We start from the raw sequence: 26318 nt of genomic DNA, 5'->3' as shown, positions 1-26318 counted from the left end.
CGGAACGGCAGCCGGTCAGGCCCCGGCGCGGCCCGGATCGTCGAATTTCGGGGCCCGGCGCTCGACGCCCCACAGGCCGTCCATCCCGGGCTTGAGGTCGGTGGTGACGAACTCGGCCCGCTTGTCGGGACTGCCACCGCCCTGGGGAAACCGCTGTTCCCATTCGTAGATCTTCACCGTCAGGCCGCAGATCACTTCCGCCAGTGACCGCTGGTGCTGGGAGATCAGGTCCCGAACATGGCGGAAGGTACCGACCGTCACCTTGTCCCAGTTGATCTCGGTGTTGCGGTCGAACCCGTCGAACCGGCGGGTCACCGATGCCGAGACATGGACCAGCACATCCTCGACCTCCTTGAAGGAGCGTTGCGCGTTGGCATTCTTCTGCAGGTAAGAGTTGTCCATCACCTCATGCATCCAGTCCTGGATGCGCTTCAGCACCGGGAACGCATACTGGAAGTAGCTGCGGTAGTAGGACAGCGCCAGATAGGTGTCGCCATAGTCTTCAAGCATGTCCGGCAACGCGTCCAGGCTGACCTGAAGTCCCGCTGTCATCGATTGGATGCGGGCACGCACCTTGGGCGTGTCCGGGTTGGCGATCAGGCGGATCAGAGCATTCAGGTCGTCCGGATCGACACCGCCGTTGCCGTAGAGATGGGCGATCAGCGGACGGGTGATGTTCCGCATCAGCGGCAGCAGTTCGGCACGCTTCGCCGGCGACAGCTGCAGCGCGTCGACGGTGAGCACGTCGATGCCCGCCTGCCGCAGGCCGATTCGCAGACTGTAGGGATCGAAGGCCGGCAGCTGGCCGATCCGCATCAGCAGCGAGAGGTCGTCCTGCAGGGCGCCCGGTTCACCGGGAAAGAAGTCCGGAACTTCGTCGATCGCGATCTGGCCGGATCCCATTCCGGCCTCGCGGAACAGCTCGATGCGGGTTTCCAGGCGATGGTTCTTGATCAGGCGCGCCTTGCTGAGCGCGGTGTTCGAAATCGGCAGCACCGACAACGGCAAAGTGTGGATCGAATCACGATCGAAGTCGGCGATGACCGACCCGGGCCGCATAGCATCCGGCATCTTGTCCCCCACCATCCGGATCGCGTTTTCCTTCCGACCCGGCTCTCCGCTTCCGCGGTCTTTGGATGAAGGTTTAATGGTATTTTAGCTAAAACGCAACCGATCGCGCCATTCTAACCGATTTGTGATCGATCGCGGCATGACCTCCGCTCCGGGCGCAGGCTATCGTCACGCCCCGCCGAACAGCGATCGAGAACGACGATGCCAAGCCGCCGCCTCGATGCCTTCCGAATTCTGCTGATTGCTCTGCTGCTCGTTGCTGTTACCCCGGCAGCGGCGGGTTCTCGACCCTGGAACGAAGTGGTCGAAGCTGCACGCGGCCAGACCGTTCATTTCAACGCCTGGGGTGGCTCAGCCCAGATCAACGGTTACATCGCCTGGGTAGGCGAGCGGGTGGCCGAGCGTCACGGGATACGTTTGGTGCATGTCAAGTTGGCCGACACCGCCGACGCCGTGGCCAGGGTCGTGGCCGAGAAGACCGCCGGACGAAACAGCGGCGGATCGGTCGACCTGATCTGGATCAACGGCGAGAACTTCGCCGCCATGAAGCGGGCCGGCCTGCTGCACGGTCCCTGGGTGGAGCAGGCGCCGAACTTTCGGCATGTCGATGTTCAAGGTAAACCGACGACCACCGTCGATTTCACGGTGCCGACCGACGGGCTGGAGGCGCCGTGGGGCATGGCGCAGTTCGTGTTCTTCCACGATACCGCCCATCTCGCGACGCCGCCGCGCACCCTTGCCGCGCTGGCCGACTGGATCATCCAGGAGCCCGGTCGCTTCACCTATCCGCAACCGCCGGACTTCATCGGCACCACCTTTCTGAAGCAGGCGCTGGTCGGGCTGGTGGCGGACCGGACGGTGTTGGCGAAGCCGGTCGACGCCGTCGACGCCGCTGCCGTGTCGGCGCCCCTATGGGCCTGGCTCGACCGGATCCGGCCTTCACTCTGGCAGGACGGCCGGACGTACCCGCAGAGCGGCCCGGCGCTGCAACGCCTGCTGGCCGACGGCGAGGTCTCGATGGCCATGGCCTTCAACCCGGCCGAGGCCAGCGCCGCGATCGCGGCGGGGACCCTGCCGGACACCGTACGCACCAGCACCCTGGACGGCGGTACCCTGTCCAACACGCATTTCGTTGCAATCCCGTTCAACGCGGCGGGCAAGGAGGCGGCGATGGTCGTCGCCGACTTCCTGATGTCGCCGGAGGCCCAGGCCCACAAGCAGGACCCGCGGGTATGGGGCGATTTCACGGTGCTGGACGTCGCCGCCCTGCCGCCGGCCGATCGCCGGCGTTTCGCCGATCTGCCGCTCGGCATCGCCACCTTGTCGCCGGAGCAGCTCGGCCCGGCGCTGGCGGAGCCGCATCCGAGCTGGTCCGCCTGGCTGGAGGCCGAGTGGGAACGTCGCTACGCCGCCGGCCGATGATCCGTCGCACCGGCACGACCGACCCGACCGTCGGGCCTCCATGATCCGGATGTTCCCGGCCCTGGCGTTGCTGGCGATGCTGGGGCCGATTGCGGTCGGGCTTGCGGGAACCGTACTGCCGGCCTTCGGCTGGCTGCCTGCACTCGGGCGGTCATCGATCTCATTGGATCCGTGGCGCGATCTTCTCGGCCAGCCCGGCCTGCTGCGATCGGTCGGTCTGTCCTTCGGCGTCGGGCTGGGCGCCAGTGCCGCGGCCTTCCTGGCCGCTCTCGGCTTCGCGGCGGCCTGCTACGGCACCACGGCGTTCGCCTGGATCGGCCGGCTGCTGTCGCCGCTCCTGGCGGTACCGCACGCAACGGTGGCGCTGGGACTGGCTTTCCTGCTGGCGCCCAGCGGCTGGATCGCGCGTCTGCTGTCACCCTGGGCCACGGGCTGGGACCGACCGCCGGACCTGGCAATCCTGCACGACCCCTGGGGAATCGCCCTGGGGTTCGGGCTGCTGCTGAAGGAAGTGCCATTCCTGTTCGTGATGACCCTGGCCGCGCTGGACCGGCTTGACGCCACGCGCCTGCACGCCGCCGCCCGCAGCCTAGGCTGCCGGCCGATGACCGCCTGGATCGTCGTGGTCCTGCCTCGGGTCTATACCCGGCTGCGTCTGCCGGTGCTGGCGGTGATCGCGTTCTCGACATCGGTGGTCGACATGGCGGTGCTGCTGGGCCCGACCACGCCCGCGCCACTGGCGGTCCGGGTGGTCGGCTGGACCGGCGACCCCGACCTCGACCGGCGCCTGCTCGGCTCGGCCGGCGCGTTGCTGCAGGTCGCCGTCACCGCCGCCGCCATCGCGACCTGGCTGGTCGCCGAGCGGCTGGTCGCCCGGCTCGGCCGTGGGTGGCTGGCGCAAGGGGTCAACGGACGACACGAGAACTGGCTGCGTCTGCCGCTGGGCGCGCTGGCGCCGCTGTGCGCGGCGACCGCCGGTGCCGCCCTGCTCGGCCTTGCGGTGTGGTCGGTCGCCGGATCGTGGCGGTTCCCCGACGCATTGCCGGCGACGACCGGGCTCGGCGCGTGGGTCGGCGCGGCGCCCATCCTGGGCGGTACGCTGTCGGTCACGGTGCTCACGGCCGTCGTCAGCGCCGGCGTTGCGACCGTCCTGGTGGTTGGCTGCCTGGAGAACGAGACCCGACGCGGCCTTCGGCCGCCACCCTGGATCGACTGGGTGCTCTACGTGCCTCTGCTGATGCCGCAGGTGGCCTTCCTGTTCGGCCTGCAGGTGCTGTTCGCCGCCACCGGCATCGACGGAAGCTGGGGTGCGCTGATCTGGGCTCATCTGGTGGTCGTCCTACCCTATGTGTTCCTGTCCCTCGCCGGGTCCTGGCGCCGGCTCGACCGGCGCTGGGCGCAGACCGCCCGCACCCTCGGACACGGCCCGGGCCGGGTGCTGTTGCGGGTCACGCTGCCGCTGCTGCTCCGTCCGATGCTGACGGCGATGGCGGTCGGGGTGTCGGTCTCGGTCGCGCAGTACCTGCCGACGTTGTTCGCCGGTGCCGGACGCCTCACCACCCTGACCACCGAGGCGGTGGCGCTGGCTGGCGGCGGCGACCGCCGGGTCATCGGCGCGTTCGGGCTGCTGCAGATGGCGGTTCCCATGGTGGCGTTCGCCGCCGCGCAGTTCCTCCCATCGCTGCTGTTCAGGAGACGACGAGGCGCTGCGGCAGCGATCGATCGGAACGGGCACCACCGTGAGGGGTTCTCAAGGACGGGCCCGGCGCGGCACACTGGGCCGGATGCATCGCCGAGGATTCCATGATTAAGGTTGTCGCCCCGGTTGGGGCCCTGCTCATCAGTGTCGCGCTGCTGCTGATGGGCAATGGCCTGCAGGGGACGCTGCTGCCGATCCGCGCCGAGATCGAGGCGTTCGGCCCGGTCGCCATCGGCATCATGGGATCGGCGTACTTCCTGGGATTTGCGCTTGGATGCCTGTCGGGGCCGATCGTCGTCGGCCGGGTCGGGCACATCCGGACCTTCACGGCCGCCACCGCCCTGGCATCGACCGTCGCGCTGGCCCACGCGCTGATCACCGAGCCCTGGGCCTGGTGGCCGTTGCGGGCGCTGACCGGCTTCGCCTTCGCCATCCTGTACATGGTGATCGAAAGCTGGCTGAACGAACGCGCCACCAACGAGACCCGCGGCACGGTCATGTCGATCTACACGGTCATCAACCTGACCGTGATCATGGCCGGCCAGATGCTGCTGACGCTCTACAACCCGGCGTCGTTCGCGCCGTTCGCCCTGGCATCGATCCTGGTTTCGCTGGCCGCCCTGCCGGTTGCGTTGACGACCTCGCTCGCCCCCGCGCCGTTGCAGAGCACTAAGATTCGGATCCTGCGGCTCTACCGGATCTCGCCGGTCGGCTTCATGGGGGCCTTCACCGTGGGGCTCGGCAATGGCGCGTTCTGGTCGCTGGCGCCGCTGTTCGCGACCGGCAGCGGCCTCGACATCAACGGCGTGGCGGCCTTCATGAGCCTGGTTGTCCTTGGCGGCGCTATCGGACAATACCCGCTGGGCAAGCTGTCCGACCGGACCGACCGCCGCCGGGTGATCCTCGCCGCTGCCGTCGGTGTCGTGCTGATGGGCGGACTCCTGCCGTTCGTGACGGTCATGTTCGTGCCCGGCCTGTATGTCGGAGCGTTCCTGTTCGGCCTGACCGCCATGCCGGTCTACGCCCTGGCCGTCGCCCACATGAACGATTTCGTCGAGTCCGACGGCTTCGTCGAGGCTTCGTCGGGCATGCTGATGATCTACGCCGCCGGCGCGGTGGTCGGCCCGATGATCGCCTCCTGGGCGACCGGCCTGGCCGGAACCGACCTGCTGTTCCCCTACATCGCCGTCGTGTATGCCGGGTTCGCGGCCTTCGTGGTTGTGCGGATGCGGGTCCGGTCGGCGCCGCATCCCGATGTTCGCCCGGACTTCGTCGCCACCGCGGGCACATCGCCGACCATCAACACGCTCGACCCGCGCTCGGACGCCGAGGCCACGCCGGATCCGTCATTGGCCGGCGGCCCAACCGAGCCGACGCCCGCCGGTTCCGCCCCGCCCGACGACGACGGGCGCGGCATGGTGTCGCGGACGCCCCCGGAACAGGGTTGAAATCCGGCGCCCCAGGGGCTATGTGAGCGCCTTCGAGTTCCCATCATTCACGCGCCCCGCCGGTCGGATCCCGTCCGGCGCGCGCGTCGCTCGCGCCTTTGAGCCGGTTGAAGGTTCGTTTTCGGCGCGATGCCAAAACATCTAGAGGAGGTTTTGTATGGCCGATAAGCCGCTTGCCGGACGCGTCATTGCTATCATGCTCGCCAATGGTTTCGACGAGATCGAGTTCACCGAGCCGCAGAAGAAGCTGATCGAGGCCGGTGCCACCACCAAGGTGGTGTCGCGGGCCAATGGTCTGGTCAACGGCTGGTACGAAGGCTCCTGGGGTCATTTCTTCCCGGTCGACGTCGACCTGGCCGAGACCCTGGCGGTTGATTTCGACGGCCTCGTGGTGCCGGGTGGCATCCGGGCGGTCGAGAAGCTCGCCGAGGAAGCCCACTCCAAGCGCGTCCTGAAGGCGTTCATGCGCGCCGGCATGCCGGTGGCCGTGACGGGCGACGCCGGCAAACTGCTGGTCGTCACCGAAGACGCCAAGGGCCGGACCGTGACCTCCAGCGAGGAAGCCCGGGCCGACCTGGAAGCCGCCGGCGCGAGCTGGGAAGCCGGCCCGGTTGTCGTCGAGGGCAACCTGGTAACCGCCAATGGCGTCGAGGGCGTTCGCGAGGCGATGGATCGCTTCGTCGAGGTCGTTGCCGCTTACCACAACAAGGAAGACGCCAAGGCCGCCTGAACCGGCCGGGTCCCGCAGCGCGGGACTCGCCCAGGCACGGCCACCTCTTCGTCATCGACGATCCCGTTGATCGGATGACTGCGATTGAACGACGCCGCCAGACTGGTCGGCGTCGTTTTTCGTTGGGGCATCCGGTCCCGAATCCACTTAGTGTCGGGCCATGACAACATCCCCATCCATTCCGTCCGCTGACGCGCCACGCACGATCGCCAGTCCATGCGTCGGGGTCTGCCAGATCGACCGCGACACCAAGTTCTGCCTCGGCTGCTGGCGGACCATCGAGGAAATCGCGCACTGGTCGCGCTACCCCGACCCGCAGCGCCTCGAAGTGCTTGAACGCCTGCGGGAGCGGCAACGCGACGCCGGCCAGGACCGCCGCCGCGTGACCCGCCGGCGGCAGGCCCGCATGGATTCGACCAACACCCCCTGACGAGACGGGAGCCCCTGCCGTGGCCGATTGCCTGACCGACCTGCTCGCCGAACGCGGCCACCTGATCGCCGACGGCGCCATGGGGACCAACCTGTTCGCCCTCGGACTGGAAACCGGCGACTCTCCGGAATTGTGGAACGTCGAGCATCCGGACCGGGTCGCCACGGTTCACCGCAACTTCCTGGAAGCCGGCTCCGATCTCGTACTGACCAACAGCTTTGGCGGCTCCAGCTTCCGCCTCAAGCTGCACCATGCCCAGGATCGGGTGCGCGAACTCAACGCCGCCGCCGCCGCCATCGCCCGGCGCGAGGTCGACGCCCACGCCGCCGCAACCGGCCGGCAGGCCCTGGTGGCCGGCTCGATGGGACCGACCGGCGAGTTGTTCGTCCCGTTGGGCGCACTGACCGCCGAGGACGCCGCCGAGGCGTTCGCCGAACAGGCCGCCGGCCTCGCCGAGGGTGGAGCCGACGTGCTGTGGGTTGAGACCATGTCGGCACCGGAGGAGGTGCTGGCCGCGGTCATCGGCGGCGCCCGCACCGGGCTGCCGATCGTCGTCACCATGACCTTCGACACCAACGCCCGCACCATGATGGGCGTCACCCCGGCGGAGTTCGCGGAGTTCGCGCAAGGCCTTGAGCATGTGCCGGCCGCCATCGGCGCCAACTGCGGGGTCGGACCGGCGGAGCTGGTCGACACCATCCTCGGCATCACGGCAGCGGCGCCGGGCGCCGTGGTGGTCGCCAAGGGCAACTGCGGCATCCCGCAATACGTCGAGGGTGCCATCGTCTACAACGGCTCGCCCGAGGCCATGGCCGCCTACGCCCGGCTGGTCCGCGACGCCGGCGCGCGCATCATCGGCGGCTGCTGCGGGTCGACCGCCATCCACGTCAAGGCGATCGCCGACGCGCTGGACGGCTATCTCCCCGGTTCCCGACCGGATCTGGCGCGGGTGACCGAGGTGCTCGGCGCGCCATGGGCCAAGCCGGGGCGCCTCGCCGATTCCGACCCGCGCGCAGACAGCGAGCCGCGGCGCCCGCGCCGCCGCCGGGCCTGATCCACCGAGCAGGAGCGACGAACCCATGGCCGATCCGATCTTTCACCTTCTGGCCGGCGCTCCGGCCCCCGTTGCCCCGTACAGCCACGCGGTCGAGACCGGCGGCTGGGTTCTGGTCACCGGCCAATTGGCCACCGATCCGGATGATGACGACACGCCGCTGCCGGATGGTGTCGAGGCGCAAACCGCCAAGACCATGGACAACCTGGGGCGGGTCCTTTCCGGCCTTGGGCTCGGCTTCGAGCATGTGCTGCAGGCCCGGGTGTTCATCACCCATTTCGAGCGCGACTACGCGGCCATGAACGCGGTCTACGCCTCGTATTTTCCCGACGACCGTCGCCCCGCACGCACCTGTATCGGCGTCACCGGGCTCGCCCGGGGCGCCCTGGTGGAGATCGATTTCGTCGCAAAGCGGCCCTGAACACTTCAATTGAAGCGGCGACGGAAGCAGATCGGCGACGCTGCCGGTCCTTGCGGCCCCACTGCGGATGTCATTCTCTGAACTGAAGCCCAGGGACGGAGAGAATGATGAGCTTTCAGGACGAACTGGCCGACATAAAGCAGGCAGTGACCGAGAAGCGCGGCGCCGAGATGATTGCGACATACGAGCGTGGAATCGACGCGCTGCGAGCTACCGGCATCGCGAACCGCGCGCTTGCCGTTGGCGATGCCATGCCGGACTTCGAGCTTCCGAACGCTCGCGGTCATACGATTCGATCGAAGGACCTGGTCGGCCGCGGGCCGCTGATCATCACATTCTACCGGGGTGGCTGGTGCCCATACTGCAATCTGGAACTGCGCGCCTATCAGGCCCAACTTGACCGGATCCGCGCACTCGGCACCAGTGTGGTGGCGATCTCGCCGGAACAGCCCGACCAGTCGCTGTCGACCGCCGAGCGCAACGAACTAGCCTTTGAAGTGCTGAGCGACCATGGCAACGCGGTCGCCCGGAGGTTCGGTTTGGCGTTCAGGCTCAGCGACGAGCTGATCGAGACCTTCCGGCGCAACGGCAACGACCTGGAGCAACGCAACGGCGACGGATCGTGGGAGTTGCCGATCCCCGGGACCGTCGTGATCGACCGGCACAGCCGGGTCGTCCTGGCGGACGTTGATCCCGACTACACGAAGCGCCAAGACCCAGTGGATGTCCTAAACGTCGTTCAACATTCGGTCGAAAAAGCCTGATAACTCGTCGTTCTCGTGATTCCTTAACCAGTTCGAAACCTGCTTGCGGCATACTGTACAGCCGAAACGGGACCGCACCGTAGACTGACGACGGCCGGTCTCCAGACACATGGCCGACGCTGGCTGGACAGAGCATGACCCAGGTCGACGAGATTGCATGGATTGATCCCTCGGATGCTGCAATCGAGGGATCGGCGGACCAGGTGCTGCGATTCGACGGTGTGGTCGACGCCGCCGTGGTGAAAGCCATCGATCCGGCGGTCGAGCAGATCGCCTGGATCACCAGCCCCGGCCAGCTTGAAGAACCGAAGCACGCGTTCCTGCTGGAGCATTGGCAAGCCCTGGCCAAGGCACGCCAGGGCATTCCCGACCGCCGCGACCTGGACGTGCTCGATCTGGTGCCGGCGCTCGGCAACCTGATGATGCTGGAGGTCGAGCGCGACGGATTCGATGCGACCTACCGGGTCTACGGCACCAACGTCGCCGACAAGGCGGCGCGAGACTGGACCGGATTTCGGGTGTCGGAAATGAACCGCACGACGAAGACCGCGGCCGCCCTGCTGTACCGATCGTGCTACCGCGCCATCTACCGGCGCCCGGCTCCGCTGTTCACCGAGCACGCGTCACCGCCGTATCTCAGCGTCCGATCCTGGCGCCGGCTGATCCTGCCGCTGGCCGACGGTGACCGGCGCTGCGCCCGCTTCCTGGTCGGCAACCTGCCGGTCGGTCAGCGCATCCTGACCCCCGCCGAGATCGAGGACCTGCCGCGCCGCACCGGCCGGATCGGCCCTTCAGATTCGGCTCACCTCACACCATGAGCAGCGCAGCGGAATCGAGCCACTGATTGGGTCGGCCTTCGCGGTCGGGATTGCTGCATTGATGTTGGCCGCCAACGGATGCGCGGCGTCGTACGGACTGCCCGCCGGCCCGTCCACCCACCAGCCGTGCTGGCCAAACACGCCGCCGGGCGGCAGGTCGCGAACGATCGACACCCGCGCCACCGTCCGGCCGCGCGCCGTGCGGACCACCGCCCAGTCGCCGCGCGACAGGCCGCGCGCCGCCGCGTCCGCCTCGGCCATCTCCAGGACCGGATCGGGCATCAACCGACGCAACGACGCGATGTTGCGGTGCTGGCTGTGGCAGAACGCCACCGTCTTGGCCGACCCGAGCCGCAGCGGATAGCGCGGATCGGCCGGGATCAAGTCCTGCGGATCGAAGGACGGAACCGGACGCTGGCCATGGCCGTGCAACCGTTCGGAATAGATCTCCAAGCGTAGGCTCGGTGTCGGGAAGCCGCGTGGCACCCCGTCTACGTCAGCAACAGCATGGGCTTCCAGGACAGCGGTGCCGTCGACTGCCACCCCTTCCGGTGCCGCCCGAAGCTGCGCGACCGTCAGACCGGCCGGAGACAGCGCATGATCGTGCCCGGCGTCGGCGCTGCCGTCGAAAAACTGTCCCGACAGGCCCAGCCGCTCCGCCAGCGCCAGCACGATGTCGGTGTCGGCACGTGCCTCGCCGACCGGCGCGACCACCGCTGGGCGCAGCTGCACCCGGCGCAGCCCCTCAAGGCTGCCGTCGAATCCGGTGCGCAGCCCCTCGCGCTCCCACGACGTCGCCGCCGGCAGGATGATGTCGGCAAACCGCGCCGTGGCGTTCACGAAGAAGTCGGTGTGGACGTGGAAATCGAGTGCCGCCAGCGCACGCTCGGTCAGATCGGTATCGGGTTGCGAGACCAGCAGGTTGGTGCCGAACGACACCAGCATTCGGACCGGATACGGATCGCGTTCCAGGACCGCCCGCCAGACGTCACGCGCCGTCACCCAACCGTTCAGCCCCGGCCCCAGCGGCCGGGCGTCCAGGCCCAGCGCCTTGGCTTTCTGCCCGGGGCTGATCAGATCCCCGCCTGAAATGTCGGCGAACGCCGCCGCGCCGCCCGGCACGTTGCCGCCGGCCTTCCCGTAGCTGCCGGTCAGGGCGTACAGCAGGGAAATCGCCCGATCGGTCTGCGTGGCGGTCGGGCTCTGGCCGACGCCGTTCCAGGCGTAGTAGGCGACGCTCGGCGCACTCGCCAGGATCTGGGCGGCATTCGCCAACGCAGCCTCGGGAACGCCGGTCACCGCCGCCACCCGCTCCGGTGGCCATGCGGCGGCGGCACCGGCGTAGAGCTCGAAGGCGCTGCGGCAGGCGATCGAACCGGCAAGCCCCACCACGGTGGTCTGCGAGCAAAGTTCAGGCTCCGCATCGTCCAGCCAGACGCCGCGGGCGGTGTCGTAGCGCAGCAGGCCCCCATCCCCGTCCAACGCCATCGCCACGTTGACGCGCCCTTCGGCGGTCAGGTCCGCCTCGCGCAGCAGGCGGCCGGTATCTTCGCGCACCAGCAGCGGGCCGTTGGTCCAGCGTACGGCAAACTCCTGGTCAAACGCGCCACGCCCGATCAGCAGATGGGCAAGGCCAAGGGCAAGGGCCTGGTCGGTTCCCGGCCGGACCGCCAGCCACTGGTGGGCCCGCCGGGCCAGCGCGGTCGGCCGGGGGTCGATCACCAGCAGCCTGGCGCCGCGCCGGACCGCCTTCAGCACCTCGACATTGCGGGCAAGCCAGGTGGCCGACGGGTTGGTGCCCCACAGCACCACGCATTCGGTATTGGCGAAGTCCGGCGTGCCGATGTCGGTGCCATAGGTGAAGCGGCTGGCGAAATCCTTGTGCCAGTTGCAAATCTCGGTGCCGTAGATGGTGTTCGGGCTGCCATAGGCGCGGATCAGCCGTTCGATCCAGGAGATCGAGTCGGAGATGTGGGTGCCGCTCGGCGTGGTGACCGAGAACGCCACCTGCTCCGGACCGTGTTCGCGCGCGACCGTCAGCAGCCGGCCGGCGATCTCGTCCAGCGCCTCGTCCCAGGTGATCGGCTGCCAGCCGGGATCGGCCGATCCCTTTGGCGCGGTGCGGCGCATCGGCCGGGTCAAACGGTCGGGATGGTAGACCAATTCCGGCGCTGCACGGCCCTTCGGGCACAGCTTCTCCCCGGTTGGATGTTCCGGCAGCGGCTCGATGCCGGTCAGGCGGCCGTCTTCGACCACGGCGACACAGCCGCAACGCGACCGGCACTGCGTGCAGAAAGCAGGGGTACGGGTGACAATAGACATGTGGGCCTCACGGAATGCCGCAGCAGCCTGGCCGTTTAATCCCGGCGGGCGACGGGTAGGATCAACCGAACACGCTGCCCAGACTCGCACACGAACCAGATGGTCGAACAGGGGATCCATTGGATGACAGCCGGAATGCCGCTTCTCCTCCTGATACTCGCCGGCTGGTCGATCGCATCGGCATCCGCCCAGCGTCTGCCGGACGGAGACATAGCGGTGGCCGATGGGCACGGCGCCTTGCAGGCCTGGTACGAACGGCCGACCACGCGCTACGGGCACGGCGTGCTCGGCGATGCAATCGAGGCCGGCAGCCTCGTGGTACTCGACGATCACGGTAAACGGCACGAGCACGTGTTGCCGGACCACCGGGTCTTCGAGGACATCACCCCACGGCTGGCCGACCTCGACGGCGACGGGCGCATCGAGGTGGTGACCATCCGCTCCGACCTCGACGCCGGCGCCGCCGTGGCCGTCTACGCGGTGAACTCGGGATCGCTGGTCGAAGTCGCCGCCAGCGACCCGATCGGCCAGCGCAACCGCTGGCTCTCGATCGCGGCGATCGCCGATTTCCTCGGCGACGGAAGGCGATCCATTGCCGTCGTCCGGACACCGCACCTCAGCGGGGTTCTGGAACTGCTGGCTCTTCGGGAAGGCAAGCTGGTTCGGGTTGCAGGCCCGCAGTCGGGATACTCAAGCCATGCCATCGGCTCGCGGGTTCTGTCGCTGGCGGTGGCCGTCGATCTCGATGGAAACGGGACCGCCGATCTCGCGGTCCCCGACCTGTCCCGCCGGCAGGTAGTGTTCGTGACGTTCGCAGGCGGCCTTCGCGCGCTGTCACGCCACCCGTTGCCGGCTCGAGTCGGGGGTCAGATCCGTGCCGCCGGTTCCCGCACCATTGCCGTTCCGCTGGAAGACGGCACGGTGCTCGAGATCCGGAACTAGGAGAGAGGCGGAGGCGGTCCCGCCAAAACGACGACGACCGCCTCCAGCGGTATCAGAGGCCGATACGGGCGTTCTGCGGGAACATGAACTTGCGGGCATCGGCATCCAACTCGGCCTTGAAGGCGTGGCCGGCCTTGTCCTTGACCGCCAGCGCGCGGGCGGCGGCTGGACGGGCCCCGATCTCGTCCATCAGGCGCTTCAGGTTCGGGAACTTGTCGAGAGCGCCGTCATCCATGACGAAGCCCAGCAGCCGCGCCCAGCCCCACACGCCCATATCGACGATCGTGTAGGTGTCGCCCAGCATGTAACGGCCCTTGCCGAGCTGTGCGTCGAGGATGCCGTAGTGGCGCTCGGCCTCGAAATCGTAGCGGTTGATCGCATAGGGCAGCTTCTCCGGTGCCATGCGCTTGAAGTGCACCGCCTGGCCGGAGTACGGGCCGATGCCGGTTGCGATGAACATCAGCCAGGACAGCAGGTCGCCGCGTGCCTTCGGCGTGTTGGCCGGCAGGAACTTGCCGTGCTTCTCGGCGAGGTACAGCAGGATCGCGTTGCTGTCGAACACCGTCACGTCGCCGTCGACGATGGTCGGTGCCTTGGCGTTCGGATTGATCGCCAGATACTCCGGCTTGAACTGCTCGCCCTTGCGGGTATCGACCGGAATCGACTCGTAGGGAATCTCCAGCTCTTCAAGGAGCAGGGCCACCTTGGTCGGGTTCGGACCGGTATTGTAGTAGAATTTCAGCACAGTATGCCTCCCGTTGGCATTGAAAGGACGGTCCGGTTGGATCGCCTGAGATGGATGTTCGGCGGAGTGTCGGACAGACGCGGTTCGACCCGCGTTCACAATATGAGGAGCCGATGCCTCCTGTTCATCCCTAGCTGCGGTGGATCGGGTCGATCCACTTGACGGCTTCCGGCTTCTCCACCGGATCGATGTCCAGGTTGACCACCACGCTCTCACCGTCGCTGCGCACCAGCACGCAGTCCAGCGGCTCGTCGGTCGAGGCGTTGATCTCCTGGTGCGGCACGAACGGCGGCACGAAGATGAAATCGCCCGGGCCGGCCTCGGCGACGAATTCCAGTTTCTCGCCCCAACGCATGCGCGCCCGGCCGCTGACCACGTAGATCACGCTCTCCAGCTCGCCATGATGATGCGCGCCGGTCTTGGCATTCGGATGGATCTTGACCGTGCCGGCCCACAGCTTCTGGGCACCGACACGGGCGAAGTTGATGGCCGCGGCACGGTTCATTCCCGGCGTCTGGGCAGTGTTGGTGTCCAGCTGATCGCCAGGGATCACCCTGACGCCGTCGTGCTTCCAGTCGGTCGGAGCGTGGTGATGATCGTGGCTCACGGCCAGCCTCCTTCGTCGAATCGAACGGTAATTCGGTACGCCGAACAGATAGCCCGTCACCGCCGTGACGCAAGGCGCGCGCTGGGAACGACTGCATTCGTCCGCAGGGCCGTCTGCGGTGCTCGACTCAATCCCCCGCTGCGTGCTGCCGACGCATCTCCGCGAGCGCGCCGGCGGCATACACGCGAGCCTGCAACGCGACGATATCCGGATGGCTGACCGGAAACGCCACACGGTAGACGTCGCGGCGGATCAGGGTGAACACCAGTGCCCCATGCAGCATGACGGCAAGCTCCCGCTCCGCCGGGCTGACCGCCAGCGCCTCGAGGTTCGGCAGCCCCGCCTCCCGGCGCAACGCGCCCAGGATCGGCATCAGGTAGCGCTGGTCCAGGCGCGAGCGGTACCGCACCGGCAGATTGACGCCGTCGAGCGACGCCCGCAGGAAGAGACGCAGGTTCTGGCGCGTCGCCCGGTTCACGAAGTCGATGTAGAACGCGGCAATCCGGCCGTCGAGCGCCCCCGGGCCGTCCAGAAGCCTGGGATCCGGTCCGCTGCGCTCGGCCAGGAACCGCCGCTCAAGGACCGCGTCGATCAGCGCATCCTTGGATGGAAAGTGCTTGTAGAGCAGCGCCTGCGTCACGCCCATGCGCCGCGCCAGCTCCCGTGTGGTCACACCGAATCCGTCCTCGGCGAATGCCGCGGCGGCACCCTCGATCAGCACGATCTGACGTTCCGCCGAGGGCAGGCGGCGGCGCGGTCGGGCAGGCTCGTCCATGCGGCGGGTATGACCGCCGCCGGGTCGCCGCGCAAGCCCGGCGTCACTTGCCCTTCAGGCGCTTCAGGGCGTCCATGGTGATGAAGGTGAAGTCGCTTGAGGCCTGCGGCTTGTGGCACTCGAAGCAGCGGTCCATGGTCTTGTCGGTACGCCGCGCCCCGTCGGCCGCGAACCAGGCATACTCCCACTCGCCGTTGCGGGTTGCCTCCGGATACTGGGCCCCCCAGCCCTGGCGCTTCTCCATCACGAACACCCCGGCGACCGCGTCGGTCGGCAGCAGTGCGCCGTCGGCATCGAGCACCGGAGCATCGCCTGCGCCGAGTCGGGCTTTGTGATCCTCCATCACCAGAACGGTGCCGTACGGCAACGGCGCGTCCGCCTTGGCCGCCTCATAGGCGTCGCGGTTGATGTAGAAGAATCGGGTGATCTTTCGATCGACCTTGTCCTTGGTGGCGTAGCGCAGGAATTCGGTCTCGAAACCCTTGGGGTAAGCCACATCCTCGGTTCCGGCATTGACCGTCGCGGCGAAGCCGGCGAGTACGGCCGCAAGCGCATAGGACCAGCGATTCCGATTTGCCATCGTGATCTCCCGTCGTGGCGTGACGCGAACCCGGCTACTTCGCGTTGGAGACGATAAGTAATCAAATGACAACTTAGTGATCCGGCCGTGACCGCCGTCTTGGACCGGCTCGGGACCTGGGGTATGGAAGCGCCCTCCGCCATAACGGAAGCATGTTGATGAACAAGGGCCTGTCGCGACCGAAGAACCAGATCCGCTTCCTGCTGCTGGAGGGAATCTCGCCTTCGGCGGTCGAGGTGCTGCGCAGTGCCGGCTACGACAATGTCGAGGTGCTGCCAAAGGCGCTCGACCAGACCGCGCTGACCGAGGCACTGAAGGACGTGCAGATCCTCGGCATCCGGTCGCGCACCCAGCTCACCGAAGCGGTGATCGACGCGGCTTCATCGGTGGTGGCCGTCGGATGCTTTTCGGTCGGCACCAACCAGGTCGACCTGGGCGCCGCCCAGCGCCGCGGCATCCCGGTGTTCAACGCCCCGTTCTCCAACACCCGCAGCGTCGCCGAACTGACCATCGCCGAGATCGTCATGCTGTTCCGCGGCGCCTTCACCAAGTCGATGGCCGCCCACCGGGGCGGCTGGATCAAGAGTGCCGCCGGCAGCCGCGAAGTACGGGGCAAGACCCTGGGCATCGTCGGTTACGGCAACATCGGAACCCAGCTCGCGACCCTGGCCGAGGCCATGGGCATGCGGGTCATCTATTTCGACCGCACCGACAAGCTGCGGCACGGCAACGTCGAACCGACTGACAGTCTGCAGCAGTTGCTGGAACGCGCCGACGTGGTGTCGCTGCACCTGCCGGAGACGTCCGAGACCATGGGCATGTTCGGCGCCGCGCAGATCCGTGCCATGAAGCCCGGCAGCTTCCTGATCAACAACGCCCGCGGCACCCTGGTGGATGTCGAGGCGTTGGCCGCCGCCCTGCGCGACGGCCACCTGGGCGGGGCGGCGGCCGATGTGTTCCCGACCGAGCCGAAGTCCAATGCCGACGCCTTCGAAAGCCCGCTGCGCGGCCTCGACAACGTGATCCTGACCCCGCATGTCGGCGGCTCGACCGAGGAAGCGCAGGAGCGCATCGGCGACGAGGTGGCGCGCAAGCTGGTGGAATACTCCGACGTCGGATCGACCGTCGGTGCCGTCAACTTCCCGCAGGTCCAGTTGCCCAAGGGCACCACGGTGACCCGGTTCATCCAGGTCCAGCGCAACCTGCCCGGCGAACTCGGCACGCTGAACGACCTGTTCGCCCGCCACCGCATCAACATCGCCGCCCAGCACTACCAGACCGCCGGCGATATCGGCTACGTGGTGCTCGACGCCGAGGGCGAAGTGCCGGGCGCCTTCGAGATCCTGACCGAGATCCGCGCCCTGTCGGGCACCATCCGCGCCCGTCTGCTGAACCGGGCGTAAGAATCGTCCGTCGAACCGTGGCCGCTCGGGACCTCTTAGGCCCGACGCATCGCCGCCGTCACCAGGCCGGCACCGATCAGGCAGCTGCCACCGACCCGGTTGATGGCGCGCAGCACCGACGGTGAGCGCAGCCGGGCCCGCACCCCGCCGGCCAGGAGGATGAACGCCGCGTTGGTGACCCCGCCCATCAGGACGAAGGTCGGCGCCAGGATCGCCAGCTGTGGCAGGACCGGCGCGTCGGCGGTCATGAACTGCGGCAGGAAGGCCACGAAGAACGCCAGCCCCTTGGGGTTGAGCGCTGTGACGATGAAACCCTGCACCGCCCGGCGTCGGCCGGCACCGGCAGCGGCTCGCGCGATTCCCTCGGGATCGACCGGCGCCCTCCAGAGCTTGATGCCGAGCCACACCAGATAGGCCGCACCCACCCATTTGAACACGGTGAACACCGTCGCCGACGCCGCCAGCAGCGCGCCGAGTCCGATAGCGCACACCGAAATCGCCAGCAGGTCGCCCAACAGGACGCCGCCAAGGGTGATCAACGCCGACCGGCGACCTTCGCCGAGGGCATAGCCAACCACCAGCATGACCGTCGGCCCGGGAATGATCAGCATCACGAAGGAAGCGGCGGCAAAGGCGAGCCAGGTTTCGATCGGCATCAGGTGTCCTCCCAGCAGATGGTCACGGTTCGGTTGAGCAAGCCCGCGGCCGGATGATCCGGTCAAGCCTGATCAGCGAGCCGGCCTATTTCCCGAACGTGACTTCGGTCGTCTTGCGCAGCTTGCGGACCACCCGGGTCAGGAACAGCTTCAGGATCGGTGGTGTCTGCTCGATCATCGCTTCGTACTGGGCGCGCGAGATCAGCAGGCAGTGCGTGCTGTCGACCGCCCGCACATATCGGGCGTGCGGGGCGTGGTCGATCAGGGCCATCTCCCCGAAGATCTCGCCCTTGCCGAGGACCGCGACCACGATCTTGCGCTCGCCGACCTTGCGGTACACCTCGACCTTGCCGGCTTCGATCAGGAACGCGCCCTGGCAGGCTTGGCCCGGCTCGACGATGATCTCGCCCGCATCGAAAGACAGCTGCTTCAGCTTCATGGCACCCCCTCGATCGTTCCGAGCTTACCCGCAGTGCCGGCGGCATCGCCAGCGCAGGGGTTCCCGCCGTTGCCATGCGGCGGAGACACGTCGGATATGCGGATGACCGCAACGGAATCCGCTTGACCCCCGGGAACAGCATCCCCATTCTGCGCCTCACGAACGGCTGGGAAACGACGGGGCAAAATCCCATCGCTTCCTGGCCGATCTTTTTGGGGCGGCATCCCGCCCGTTTGGAGGTCGTCGACGACATAGTCTGCACGGTAATCGCCCGGCGAAACCCGTGTCCGCCCGCCCTTTCGGGGGTGGGCTTTCTTGTCTGCCCATTCCGCTCGTCCCGTAGGGCCCCACGTGGTCCATGGGGGTGGAGGGTCTAAGGGTAGCTGGGTCAATCTTCTGGTTAGGAGGAGTGAGTGTTGGATCAGAAACTCGCCACCAAATTGGGGATGGACTCGGCCACTCAGCCGAGCGAATTCCATGCCGACTCCGTCAACCGCGATACCGTCTATCGCGGCCCCGCGCCCCGCACCGAGGGCGAGGACAATATTATCCGTCTGCCGTCGGCGGGTATTTCCAGTTCGGACGAACGGCTCGACCACTTCGTCAAGAAGGACGGGCTGACCTTTGCCGGGACCCACCTGATTATCGATCTCTGGGGTGCCAAGCGCCTGGACGAGATCGAGCACATCGAAGAAGCGCTCAAGGAGTGCGTGACCGCGGCCGGTGCGACCCTGCTGCACATCCACCTACACCACTTCTCGCCGAACGGCGGGGTGTCGGGCGTGGCGGTGCTGGCGGAATCGCACATCTCGATCCACACATGGCCGGAGTGCGAGTACGCCGCTCTCGACGTGTTCATGTGCGGCGACGCCAAGCCGCACGCCGCCATCGAAGTCCTGAAGCAGGCCTTCGCGCCGACCAGCGTCAACCTGGGCGAGCACAAGCGGGGCATGGTGGCATGACCGAGTGGTTCACGGAGACGCTGCACCCCTGGTTGGCGCAGCGTCTCCGGATCGACCGGGTCCTGTTCCGCGACAAGACCGAGCATCAGGACCTGATCATCTTCGAGAACGAGCGCTTCGGCCGGGTGCTGACGCTGGACGGCGTGGTGCAGACCACCGAGGGCGACGAGTTCGTCTATCACGAGATGCTGACCCACGTGCCGTTGATGGCCCATGGCGCAGTGCGCCGGGTACTGATCATTGGCGGCGGCGACGGCGGCATGGCCCGTGAGGTCCTGAAGCACAAGGCGGTCGAGAAGCTGACCATGGTCGAAATCGATCGCGGCGTGGTCGACATGAGCCGCGAGCACCTGCCGTCCCTGTCGGCCGGCGCGTTCGATGACCCGCGTCTCGACCTGGTGATCACCGACGGCGCGAAGTTCGTCGCCGAGACGGCCGAGCGCTTCGACGTGGTGATCGTCGATTCCACCGATCCGATCGGCCCCGGCGAGGTGCTGTTCACCGCCGAGTTCTACGCCAACTGCAAGCGCTGCCTGACCGACGGCGGCATCGTGGTGACGCAGAACGGCGTGCCGGCCCTGCAGGGCTCGGAAGTCACCAACTCATACCACCGCCTCGGCAAGTCGTTCGCCGATGTCGGGTTCTACGTGGCGGCGGTCCCGACCTACCAGGGCGGCTTCATGGCACTCGGCTGGGCGACCGACGATGCGGCCAAGCGCCGGCATGACGCGGCTACCATCGAGGCACGCTTCGGCCCACTGGGCATCGCCACCCGCTACTACACGCCGGCGATCCACCAGGCCTGCTTCGCTCTGCCGAAATTCGTGCTCGACCTGATGAAGTAGGGCGTCCCGGCCTGCGCGACGCGGGTCGGAGACTACTTGCGGATCATCAACTCGCCGACGATCCGGCCCAGCACCCGGTTCTGGCCGTCCTTGGACACGCCGAACTCGGCCGCGGCCGCCACGGCGAAGGCATCTCGGAACGGATAGTCGGGCACGGCGACGTCGAAGGTGTCGCGCCGCTGCTCGCGGTTCAGATGATACAGCGCCGCCGCACGCGGCTTGATCAACCGGTCGGCGTAGTAGCGCAGCGCCTCCATCGACATGTGCTGGAACGAGTAGAAGTTCACCAGCAGGTCGACCGGCACGGCGATCCGGTCGATCAGCCACGGTGCGACGATGTTGATGCCGCCGCCGACGACCGTATCGTCCTCGCTCCACACCAGGTTCACCCGGTCACCGAAGAAATGGCCGAGGAACCGGGTCGCCAGCAGCATGTTCAGCGGGAGGTCGGTGTAGAACGCGGTCTCGACGCCGAACATCCAGATCAGGTCGCGCAGGCTGCGGCCATGACCACCGCCGATCTCCACCAAAGTGTTCACGCTGCGGCCGCGGGCCCGCATCAGCTCGCTGACCGTAATCGCCCGGCGGGCGATCCGCAGGGCGTGCAGCGTGCTGAAGCCCCGGTGAGCGCCAACGCTGAACGGGAGGCGGATGCCGCCGAACCTGCCGTCGTCACCGATCAGGCGGACCCAATCGTCGATGCGGCCCGGGCTTGAATTCATGAGCGCCCGGCATTCGAGCACCAGGCCGTTGTTGAAGATCGTCTGGTGACGGGCCCGGGCCTCCGGGCTGAGTTCTGGCCGCCGGTGACCATAGCCATCGATGCCGAACGCGGTCGGGCCCAGCATATAATCGTCGGGTTCGAATCCAATGCCGCCGAACACATGGTCGGCGAAACGGTCGACCGCCTGGACGCTGGGCCGCACGGCGAACTTGTAGACCTCGCCGCCGGATGGATACCAGCCGAGTTCCTTGTAGCGGTCGCAGTCCGCGATCAGCCGAGGGTAGCGCTCCAGCGCCGCGCGGATGGCCGACTCATTCATCATCGATCCTTGTATCGGCGTTCAACCGGCGGCGGACCGCCGATCAATCGGTCAGCAGCTTGCCGGCTCGTCCGGCCAGCGGCTGGCCACCGGCGATCTTGGCGATCGTCTCCCCCGGCCAGACGAAGCGATGGGTCTTGCGGGCGAACACGAACCCATCGGTTCCGGCTGTGATCTCGATGCGACCCTCCGCCGGGTCGTCGGCGGTCGGGTCGATCAGGTCGGCGACCGGCTGGCCGGCGACCACCTCGGCGCCCAACGGCACCCGGTAGCTGACAATCCCCGGCAGCGGCGATTTCACGATCTCCATGCCGTTCAGCGGGGTCGCCGGGCGCAGCAGGTCCGGGACCGGGCCGGGGTCGCCGCCGATCACCCCCCGATGCTGCAGGAACCGATAGATCCGGTCGGCGTCGTCCTCGGCCAGGGCGTCGCCGACATCGCCGCCGCCGCGCAGCTCGACGGTCGACGCGAGGCAGGCCGACGGCACCGGCGTGGCCGCGCCGAAGCGGTTTCGAAGGTCGAACCAGAGTTTGCTCAGGGACTCGTCGAACGGGTTGCCGCCGGATTCATTGGCCAGCATTGTCACCGGGCTTTCCAGGAACGCCGGCAAATCGGCCGCATCCGGCCACAGGTGGTCGGCCAGGTAGACGTGGAACGTGGCATCGTCATCGCAATGCAGGTCGAGCACGATGTCGGCGTCGCACGCCAGCCGCATCAAGGTCAGCCGCAGATAGGCACCCTCGCCCTCCGCGTGGGCGGCCTGATCGGCCAGGATCTCGGCGAACACGTCGCGAATCAGCGCGACGTTGGTCTCGGTATCCTTGCCCAGGCGGCCGGCCACCGCGTCGCCCACCGCTGCGGCCAGGTCGGGGTATTCCCGGTTGAAGTTGGTGCCGTCGGCCAGGCTGGTCCGCCCGATCATCTGGCCGCGCAGCAGCTGGGACTGGCCGATCGGGTTGGCCACCGGCACCAGCACGATCTGCCCGAGGATCGGATCCTCCCCGGCGTCGAGCCGGCGGATCAGATGGTGTTGGACCAGCAGGCCCGGCAACTCGCCGGCATGCAGACCGGCCTGGACATAGGCCTTGGGATGGGCGTCCGGGTCGCCATAGGCGTGCACCGTCAGGTGGCGCTCGGTTCCGAGGCTCATCGGCGGAAGCGGAAAGCGCGAGACGATGCGGGTCATGACGAATCCCCGGTTGCTGGATGGTCGAGAACGGCGGCATTCGGCGGATCGAGGGGCACCCTGTCAAGCAAAGTGTGGCATTCAGACATCGCCATCCGCGTTGATGCCGGGCGCGAGCGGCGAAGTGGCTGCTTGCATGCCCGACCGTGATATGGTCCCGATCGACCCGCAACGCCGACACCGATGACCGATCTGACCGAGCCCACGAGCCCTGCCCCGACCGTGTCCGTTCTGATCGTCGCCTGGCAGTCCGGCGACCATCTGGCGCGTTGCCTCGAGGCCTTGGAGCGCCAGAGCCGATGCGATTTCGAGGCGATCATCGTCGACAACGCCTCCAGCGACGGTGCTGTCGACCGGCTGGTCCCGCGGCCATGGCTGCGCATCGATCGCGCCGACCGCAACCTCGGCTTCGCGGTCGCCAACAACCGCGCCGCGGCCCAGGCGCGCGGGCGCTATCTGGTGACCCTCAATCCCGACGCCTTCGCCGAGCCCGGCTGGCTGGCCGCCCTGGTCGCGGCGGCCGAGCGTCATCCACAAGCCGGCAGCGTCGGTTCGGTCCAACTGCTTGATGCCGATCCGACCGCGTTCGACGGGGTGGGCGATCCGCTGAACGCCGTCGGCGCCGCGTGGCGTGGCGGTCGCCTGCGCCCCGCACACCCGATCAGCGAAAGCGCGGTATTCGGTGTCTGCGCCGCCGCGGCGCTGTACCGGCGCGAAGCGTTCGAGGCGGCAGGCGGGTTCTGCGAGCGGTTCTTCTGCTTCTACGAGGATGTCGACCTTGGGATGCGGCTGCGACTGGCCGGTTGGACTGCCGTCGTTACCCCGGGTGCGGTGGTTCGGCATGTCGGTTCCGCCTCGGCTCCGTCCGCCTTCGTTCTGCGCTACGCCACCCGCAACCGGGTTTGGGCCTTTCTGCGTGGTATGCCGGGGCCGGTTCTGGCGGCGGGCGCGGTTCCCGCGGCGCTGATCCTGGCGGCGGGCGCGCTGGCCGATACCTTGACCGGCCGGGGAACTGCCCGCTGGTCCGCGCTGCGCGAGGCGCTCGCCGGGCTTCCCCAGACCCTGGCCGAGCGGCAGATGATCCAGGACAAACGGCGCGTGACCACTTGTGAGTTCGCCCGCGCCCTGACCTGGTCGCCCTTCGCGTATTTTCGGCGTGGGATCGACCTGCGACCGTTGCCCGATCTGCCGGCGCGTGTTGCGGCACCGCCGGAATCCGCCCCTCGGATCGTCGCCGTTGTCGTCAGCTACCAGCCTGACGAAGCGCTCGACCGTGTGCTCGACGCCGCGTTGGCGCAGGCCGACCGGGTGGTGCTGGTCGAGAACGGCTCCGCTCCGGACATCCAGGAACGGCTGGCGAAGCGCGCGGCCGGCAGCGGCGGTCGGCTGACGCTGATCGCCAACCCGACTAACGTCGGGCTGGCGACCGCGCAGAATCAGGGACTGGCGGCGGCAACAGCCGATGGCGCTGACTGGATCCTGTTGCAGGACGACGACAGCGTGCCGGGCGACGGCATGGTGGCGACCATGATCGACACCTGGCAAGGGCTGGCGGACCGCGGGCGCGTCGGGCTCCTCACACCGCGTCTCACCGATCCGGAAGGCACGCTGCGGCCCCGGCTGCTGACCGCCCGTGGGCGTTTCGACCTGGCCCGCACGCCCCTGCAGCCCGGAACCATCGCCCGCAACGGCCTGTTCGCGATCGCCTCCGGCAGCCTGATCCGAGCGCCGGTGCTGGAGGTCGTCGGTCGGATGGATGACCGATTCTTCATCGACTACATCGATGTCGAGTTCAGCCTGCGCCTGCGCCGGGCCGGATTCGAGATCGTCGGAGTCGGGGACGCGACGCTTCACCACCGCCTCGGCGAGGTGAAGACCGCGCGCCTTCTCGGTCGGACCAAGACCATGAGCACCCATGAGGCGTGGCGGCGTCGGACCATCCACCGCAACCGGGTCAGGGTCTGGCGACGTCACGGAACGGTCAGCTTCGGCTGGTTGGCGTTTGACGTGCTGGCTGCGCTGTACGACGTGTGGAAAGCAATCGCCTACGAGGACGACAAGATCGCGAAGCTCAAGGCCATCGGATCGGGCTTTCTGGAAGGCTGGCGCGATTGACGCTGCCGGGTCGGCAGCGGCCGATCAGCGCTTCGTCGGTGCCGGTGCCGCGCCGAAGCGTTCGGCAAGCCAGGAGAACGTGAGGGGCACAGCCCGCACCGCCAGCCGCAGGAAGATCGCGAGACTGATCAGCCGCAGTGCCAGATCCGGGTATTGCGGCCGGAAGTGCTTGTTGAAGTACTTCGAGACGCTGACCGACTTGTGCCACTCCACCACCAGCGGGAACACCCGGCTGGTACCCTTCACATGAGTGACCGACACGTCGGGAACGAACAGGATCGACCCGCCGGTCTCCTGGATCCGGAAGCACAGATCCACATCCTCGACATGGAGGAAGTAGTCCTCGTCCATGCCACCAACCCGGTCGTAGACGGCGCGCGGCATCAGCATGAACGCCCCGGAGATGCACTCGACCGGCGTGATTTCGGTCAGCGGCTCGGTCTCGTTCAGGTTCAGCCGCTGAAAATGCGGATGGTTGGGCATCAGGCGATCAAGCCGGAACTGCTCGACCAGGCATGTCCAGGGCGTCATCAGGTTCCGCCGTCCGCCACGCTGCTCGGTGCCGTCGGTGTTCTCGATCCGAACCGTCAGCGCCGACGCTTCCGCGTTGCCTGCCAGGACCTGCAAGCCACGAGTGACCACACCCGGCCGCAACACGCAGTCCGGATTGAGCAACAGGATGTGGCTGCCGGTGCCGGCCTTGACCCCGATGTTGCAACCGCGCGCGAAGCCGACATTGCCATGCCCGCGGATGACCTTCAGACGGCCGTCCGCAGCGGCGAGCGTATCGATGGCCCGTCGCGTTTCGGCGGCATTGCCGTTGTCGACCAATACGACCGTATCGACGGCTTCCTGATCCAGCGCCGCGCGCAGGCTGTCAATCAGCACCGGACCCGTCCGGTACGACACGATGACAACCGAACACGTACCAATCGGTCCAGGCCGATCGGCGGACTGTGACGTCCGAGTCGATACCGCAGCCTTCGTCCGATAGGGGACGAGCTGTGCGTGTTCAGAGTTGGGCAGTGGTTGAATATTCAAAGCCATGCCAATCGTTTCGCGAGGCACTCCACGTTGACCAGTGACCAAGACACCCGCCAACCTATTCCGGCACGCGTCTCGAACCGGGAAAGACTCTAGCACATGCCCGTCAAGGCAGGAAACGCGCAACCGGTCCTGTTCTATCCCTTCCGGCAGCTGTTTGCATGGCGGCACTGCTTGTGGCGGCTTCGAGCCGCGTGCTATAGCCCGCCGCATTTCATGCTCATTCCGGAGGCTGAAGCGTGCAGGTCGATTCGCTCGCGATTCCCGAAGTAAAGATCGTCAAGCCCAGGAAGTTCGGGGACAATCGCGGCTTCTTCTCCGAAACCTACAGCAAGCCCGCGTTCGAAGCTGCCGGTCTAGCCCTGGATTTTGTCCAGGACAATCACTCGCTGTCGGCAGCCCCGGGTGTGCTGCGCGGCCTGCATTTCCAGCTTCCGCCTTTCGCTCAGGACAAGCTGCTCCGGGTTGTGCGCGGCCGGATCTTCGACGTCGCCGTCGACATCCGCCACGGCTCGCCGACATTCGGTCAGTGGGTGAGCGCCGAAATATCGGCGGCTGACTGGAACCAGATCCTGGTGCCGATCGGATTCGCGCACGGTTTCGTCACCCTCGAACCGGACACCGAGGTCATCTATAAGGTGACCGCACCCTACGCTCCCGAGCACGACCGCGGCATCGCTTGGGACGATCCCGATATCGGCATTGCATGGCCGCTCGACGGGATCGAGCCGACGCTGTCGGAGAAGGACACCCGACATCCCCGATTGGCCGACCTGCCGGTTCATTTCTCCATCTGA

At 67.4% G+C, this 26318-nt stretch carries 26 protein-coding genes; 15 read left to right on the top strand and 11 right to left on the bottom strand.

The genetic code is table 11. From position 1 onward, the window contains the following. Positions 1–15: 15 nt before the first annotated feature. Complete coding sequence (locus RIC54_RS12930) at positions 16–1071, bottom strand: hypothetical protein (RefSeq protein WP_350151076.1); 1056 nt, start codon at positions 1069–1071, stop codon at positions 16–18. A 201-nt stretch (positions 1072–1272) separates the two neighbouring features. Here RIC54_RS12930 and RIC54_RS12925 point away from each other — a divergent pair, with 201 nt between their 5' ends. From RIC54_RS12925 to RIC54_RS12885, 9 genes are all read left to right on the top strand, one after another. Beyond that, positions 1273–2493, top strand: coding sequence for an ABC transporter substrate-binding protein (locus tag RIC54_RS12925; RefSeq protein ID WP_350092304.1), 1221 nt, complete (start codon positions 1273–1275; stop codon positions 2491–2493). A 40-nt stretch (positions 2494–2533) separates the two neighbouring features. Beyond that, the gene (locus RIC54_RS12920) at positions 2534–4300 is read left to right on the top strand and encodes an ABC transporter permease (protein WP_350092301.1); all 1767 of its coding nucleotides are present in this window, start codon (positions 2534–2536) and stop codon (positions 4298–4300) included. Further along, entirely contained in the window at positions 4297–5640 is a 1344-nt protein-coding gene (locus RIC54_RS12915) for an MFS transporter (protein ID WP_350092298.1), read from the top strand. Before RIC54_RS12920 ends, RIC54_RS12915 begins: the two co-directional genes overlap by 4 nt. Before the next feature lie 157 nt (positions 5641–5797). Next, positions 5798–6370, top strand: coding sequence for a DJ-1/PfpI family protein (locus RIC54_RS12910; RefSeq protein WP_350092295.1), 573 nt, complete (start codon positions 5798–5800; stop codon positions 6368–6370). 160 nt (positions 6371–6530) lie between these two features. Continuing rightward, positions 6531–6800, top strand: coding sequence for a DUF1289 domain-containing protein (locus tag RIC54_RS12905; protein WP_350092292.1), 270 nt, complete (start codon positions 6531–6533; stop codon positions 6798–6800). Between the two features lie 19 nt (positions 6801–6819). Next, positions 6820–7854 (top strand): betaine--homocysteine S-methyltransferase, encoded by a 1035-nt coding sequence (gene bmt / locus RIC54_RS12900; RefSeq protein WP_350151073.1) that lies wholly within the window; start codon positions 6820–6822, stop codon positions 7852–7854. 25 nt (positions 7855–7879) lie between these two features. Next, positions 7880–8275: a RidA family protein gene (locus RIC54_RS12895; RefSeq protein ID WP_350092286.1), complete on the top strand. Its 396-nt coding sequence runs from the start codon at positions 7880–7882 to the stop codon at positions 8273–8275. Between the two features lie 107 nt (positions 8276–8382). Next, a complete protein-coding gene (locus RIC54_RS12890; protein WP_350092283.1) occupies positions 8383–9039 on the top strand; it encodes a peroxiredoxin-like family protein in 657 nt (218 codons plus the stop codon). A 134-nt stretch (positions 9040–9173) separates the two neighbouring features. Then, positions 9174–9857, top strand: coding sequence for a PAS domain-containing protein (locus tag RIC54_RS12885; protein WP_350092280.1), 684 nt, complete (start codon positions 9174–9176; stop codon positions 9855–9857). On the opposite strand, the gene RIC54_RS12880 is transcribed toward RIC54_RS12885, so the two are convergent. Next, a complete protein-coding gene (locus RIC54_RS12880; RefSeq protein WP_350092277.1) occupies positions 9831–12179 on the bottom strand; it encodes a molybdopterin-containing oxidoreductase family protein in 2349 nt (782 codons plus the stop codon). The two genes, RIC54_RS12885 and RIC54_RS12880, sit on opposite strands and share 27 nt — an antisense overlap. A gap of 135 nt (positions 12180–12314) precedes the next feature. On the opposite strand from RIC54_RS12880, the gene RIC54_RS12875 reads away from it, so the two are divergent. Continuing rightward, the gene (locus RIC54_RS12875; protein WP_350092274.1) at positions 12315–13121 is read left to right on the top strand and encodes an FG-GAP-like repeat-containing protein; all 807 of its coding nucleotides are present in this window, start codon (positions 12315–12317) and stop codon (positions 13119–13121) included. A gap of 52 nt (positions 13122–13173) precedes the next feature. On the opposite strand, the gene RIC54_RS12870 is transcribed toward RIC54_RS12875, so the two are convergent. From RIC54_RS12870 to RIC54_RS12855, 4 genes are all read right to left on the bottom strand, one after another. Continuing rightward, positions 13174–13866 (bottom strand): glutathione S-transferase family protein, encoded by a 693-nt coding sequence (locus RIC54_RS12870; RefSeq protein ID WP_350092271.1) that lies wholly within the window; start codon positions 13864–13866, stop codon positions 13174–13176. 130 nt (positions 13867–13996) lie between these two features. Further along, positions 13997–14473 carry a cupin domain-containing protein gene (locus RIC54_RS12865; RefSeq protein WP_350092268.1) on the bottom strand — a complete coding sequence of 159 codons (477 nt, stop codon included), beginning with the start codon at positions 14471–14473 and terminating at the stop codon, positions 13997–13999. A 127-nt stretch (positions 14474–14600) separates the two neighbouring features. Then, positions 14601–15248 (bottom strand): TetR/AcrR family transcriptional regulator, encoded by a 648-nt coding sequence (locus RIC54_RS12860; RefSeq protein WP_350092264.1) that lies wholly within the window; start codon positions 15246–15248, stop codon positions 14601–14603. A gap of 43 nt (positions 15249–15291) precedes the next feature. After that, positions 15292–15828, bottom strand: coding sequence for a cytochrome P460 family protein (locus RIC54_RS12855; protein ID WP_350092261.1), 537 nt, complete (start codon positions 15826–15828; stop codon positions 15292–15294). Between the two features lie 158 nt (positions 15829–15986). On the opposite strand from RIC54_RS12855, the gene serA reads away from it, so the two are divergent. Further along, the gene (gene serA / locus RIC54_RS12850; RefSeq protein WP_350092258.1) at positions 15987–17231 is read left to right on the top strand and encodes a phosphoglycerate dehydrogenase; all 1245 of its coding nucleotides are present in this window, start codon (positions 15987–15989) and stop codon (positions 17229–17231) included. 35 nt (positions 17232–17266) lie between these two features. On the opposite strand, the gene RIC54_RS12845 is transcribed toward serA, so the two are convergent. Next, entirely contained in the window at positions 17267–17887 is a 621-nt protein-coding gene (locus RIC54_RS12845; RefSeq protein WP_350092255.1) for a LysE family translocator, read from the bottom strand. Positions 17888–17972: 85 nt separating this feature from the next. Further along, entirely contained in the window at positions 17973–18326 is a 354-nt protein-coding gene (locus RIC54_RS12840) for a cyclic nucleotide-binding domain-containing protein (protein WP_350092252.1), read from the bottom strand. Positions 18327–18739: 413 nt separating this feature from the next. Between RIC54_RS12840 and speD the strand changes: the two genes are divergently transcribed. Both speD and speE read left to right on the top strand, forming a co-directional pair. Further along, complete coding sequence (speD, locus tag RIC54_RS12835; protein ID WP_350092249.1) at positions 18740–19288, top strand: adenosylmethionine decarboxylase; 549 nt, start codon at positions 18740–18742, stop codon at positions 19286–19288. Beyond that, a complete protein-coding gene (gene speE, locus RIC54_RS12830; protein ID WP_350092246.1) occupies positions 19285–20133 on the top strand; it encodes a polyamine aminopropyltransferase in 849 nt (282 codons plus the stop codon). The genes speD and speE overlap by 4 nt, the downstream gene beginning before the upstream one ends. A 32-nt stretch (positions 20134–20165) precedes the next feature. Here speE and RIC54_RS12825 read toward each other — a convergent pair whose 3' ends face one another. Together RIC54_RS12825 and RIC54_RS12820 are read right to left on the bottom strand one after the other, a co-directional pair. Beyond that, the gene (locus RIC54_RS12825) at positions 20166–21176 is read right to left on the bottom strand and encodes a putative sugar O-methyltransferase (RefSeq protein ID WP_350092243.1); all 1011 of its coding nucleotides are present in this window, start codon (positions 21174–21176) and stop codon (positions 20166–20168) included. A gap of 43 nt (positions 21177–21219) precedes the next feature. Further along, positions 21220–22362 carry a succinylglutamate desuccinylase/aspartoacylase family protein gene (locus RIC54_RS12820; RefSeq protein ID WP_350092239.1) on the bottom strand — a complete coding sequence of 381 codons (1143 nt, stop codon included), beginning with the start codon at positions 22360–22362 and terminating at the stop codon, positions 21220–21222. Between the two features lie 183 nt (positions 22363–22545). Between RIC54_RS12820 and RIC54_RS12815 the strand changes: the two genes are divergently transcribed. Further along, positions 22546–24477 (top strand): glycosyltransferase, encoded by a 1932-nt coding sequence (locus tag RIC54_RS12815; protein WP_350092236.1) that lies wholly within the window; start codon positions 22546–22548, stop codon positions 24475–24477. A gap of 24 nt (positions 24478–24501) precedes the next feature. Here RIC54_RS12815 and RIC54_RS12810 read toward each other — a convergent pair whose 3' ends face one another. Beyond that, entirely contained in the window at positions 24502–25386 is an 885-nt protein-coding gene (locus tag RIC54_RS12810; protein ID WP_502989681.1) for a glycosyltransferase family 2 protein, read from the bottom strand. A gap of 374 nt (positions 25387–25760) precedes the next feature. Here RIC54_RS12810 and rfbC point away from each other — a divergent pair, with 374 nt between their 5' ends. Beyond that, positions 25761–26318 (top strand): dTDP-4-dehydrorhamnose 3,5-epimerase, encoded by a 558-nt coding sequence (gene rfbC, locus RIC54_RS12805; protein ID WP_350092234.1) that lies wholly within the window; start codon positions 25761–25763, stop codon positions 26316–26318.

This window comes from Thalassobaculum sp. (assembly GCF_040219215.1).
Classification (GTDB): domain Bacteria; phylum Pseudomonadota; class Alphaproteobacteria; order Thalassobaculales; family Thalassobaculaceae; genus Thalassobaculum_A.
Note: the sequence above shows the minus strand (reverse complement) of the source record. Positions and strands in the feature narration are given on the sequence as shown.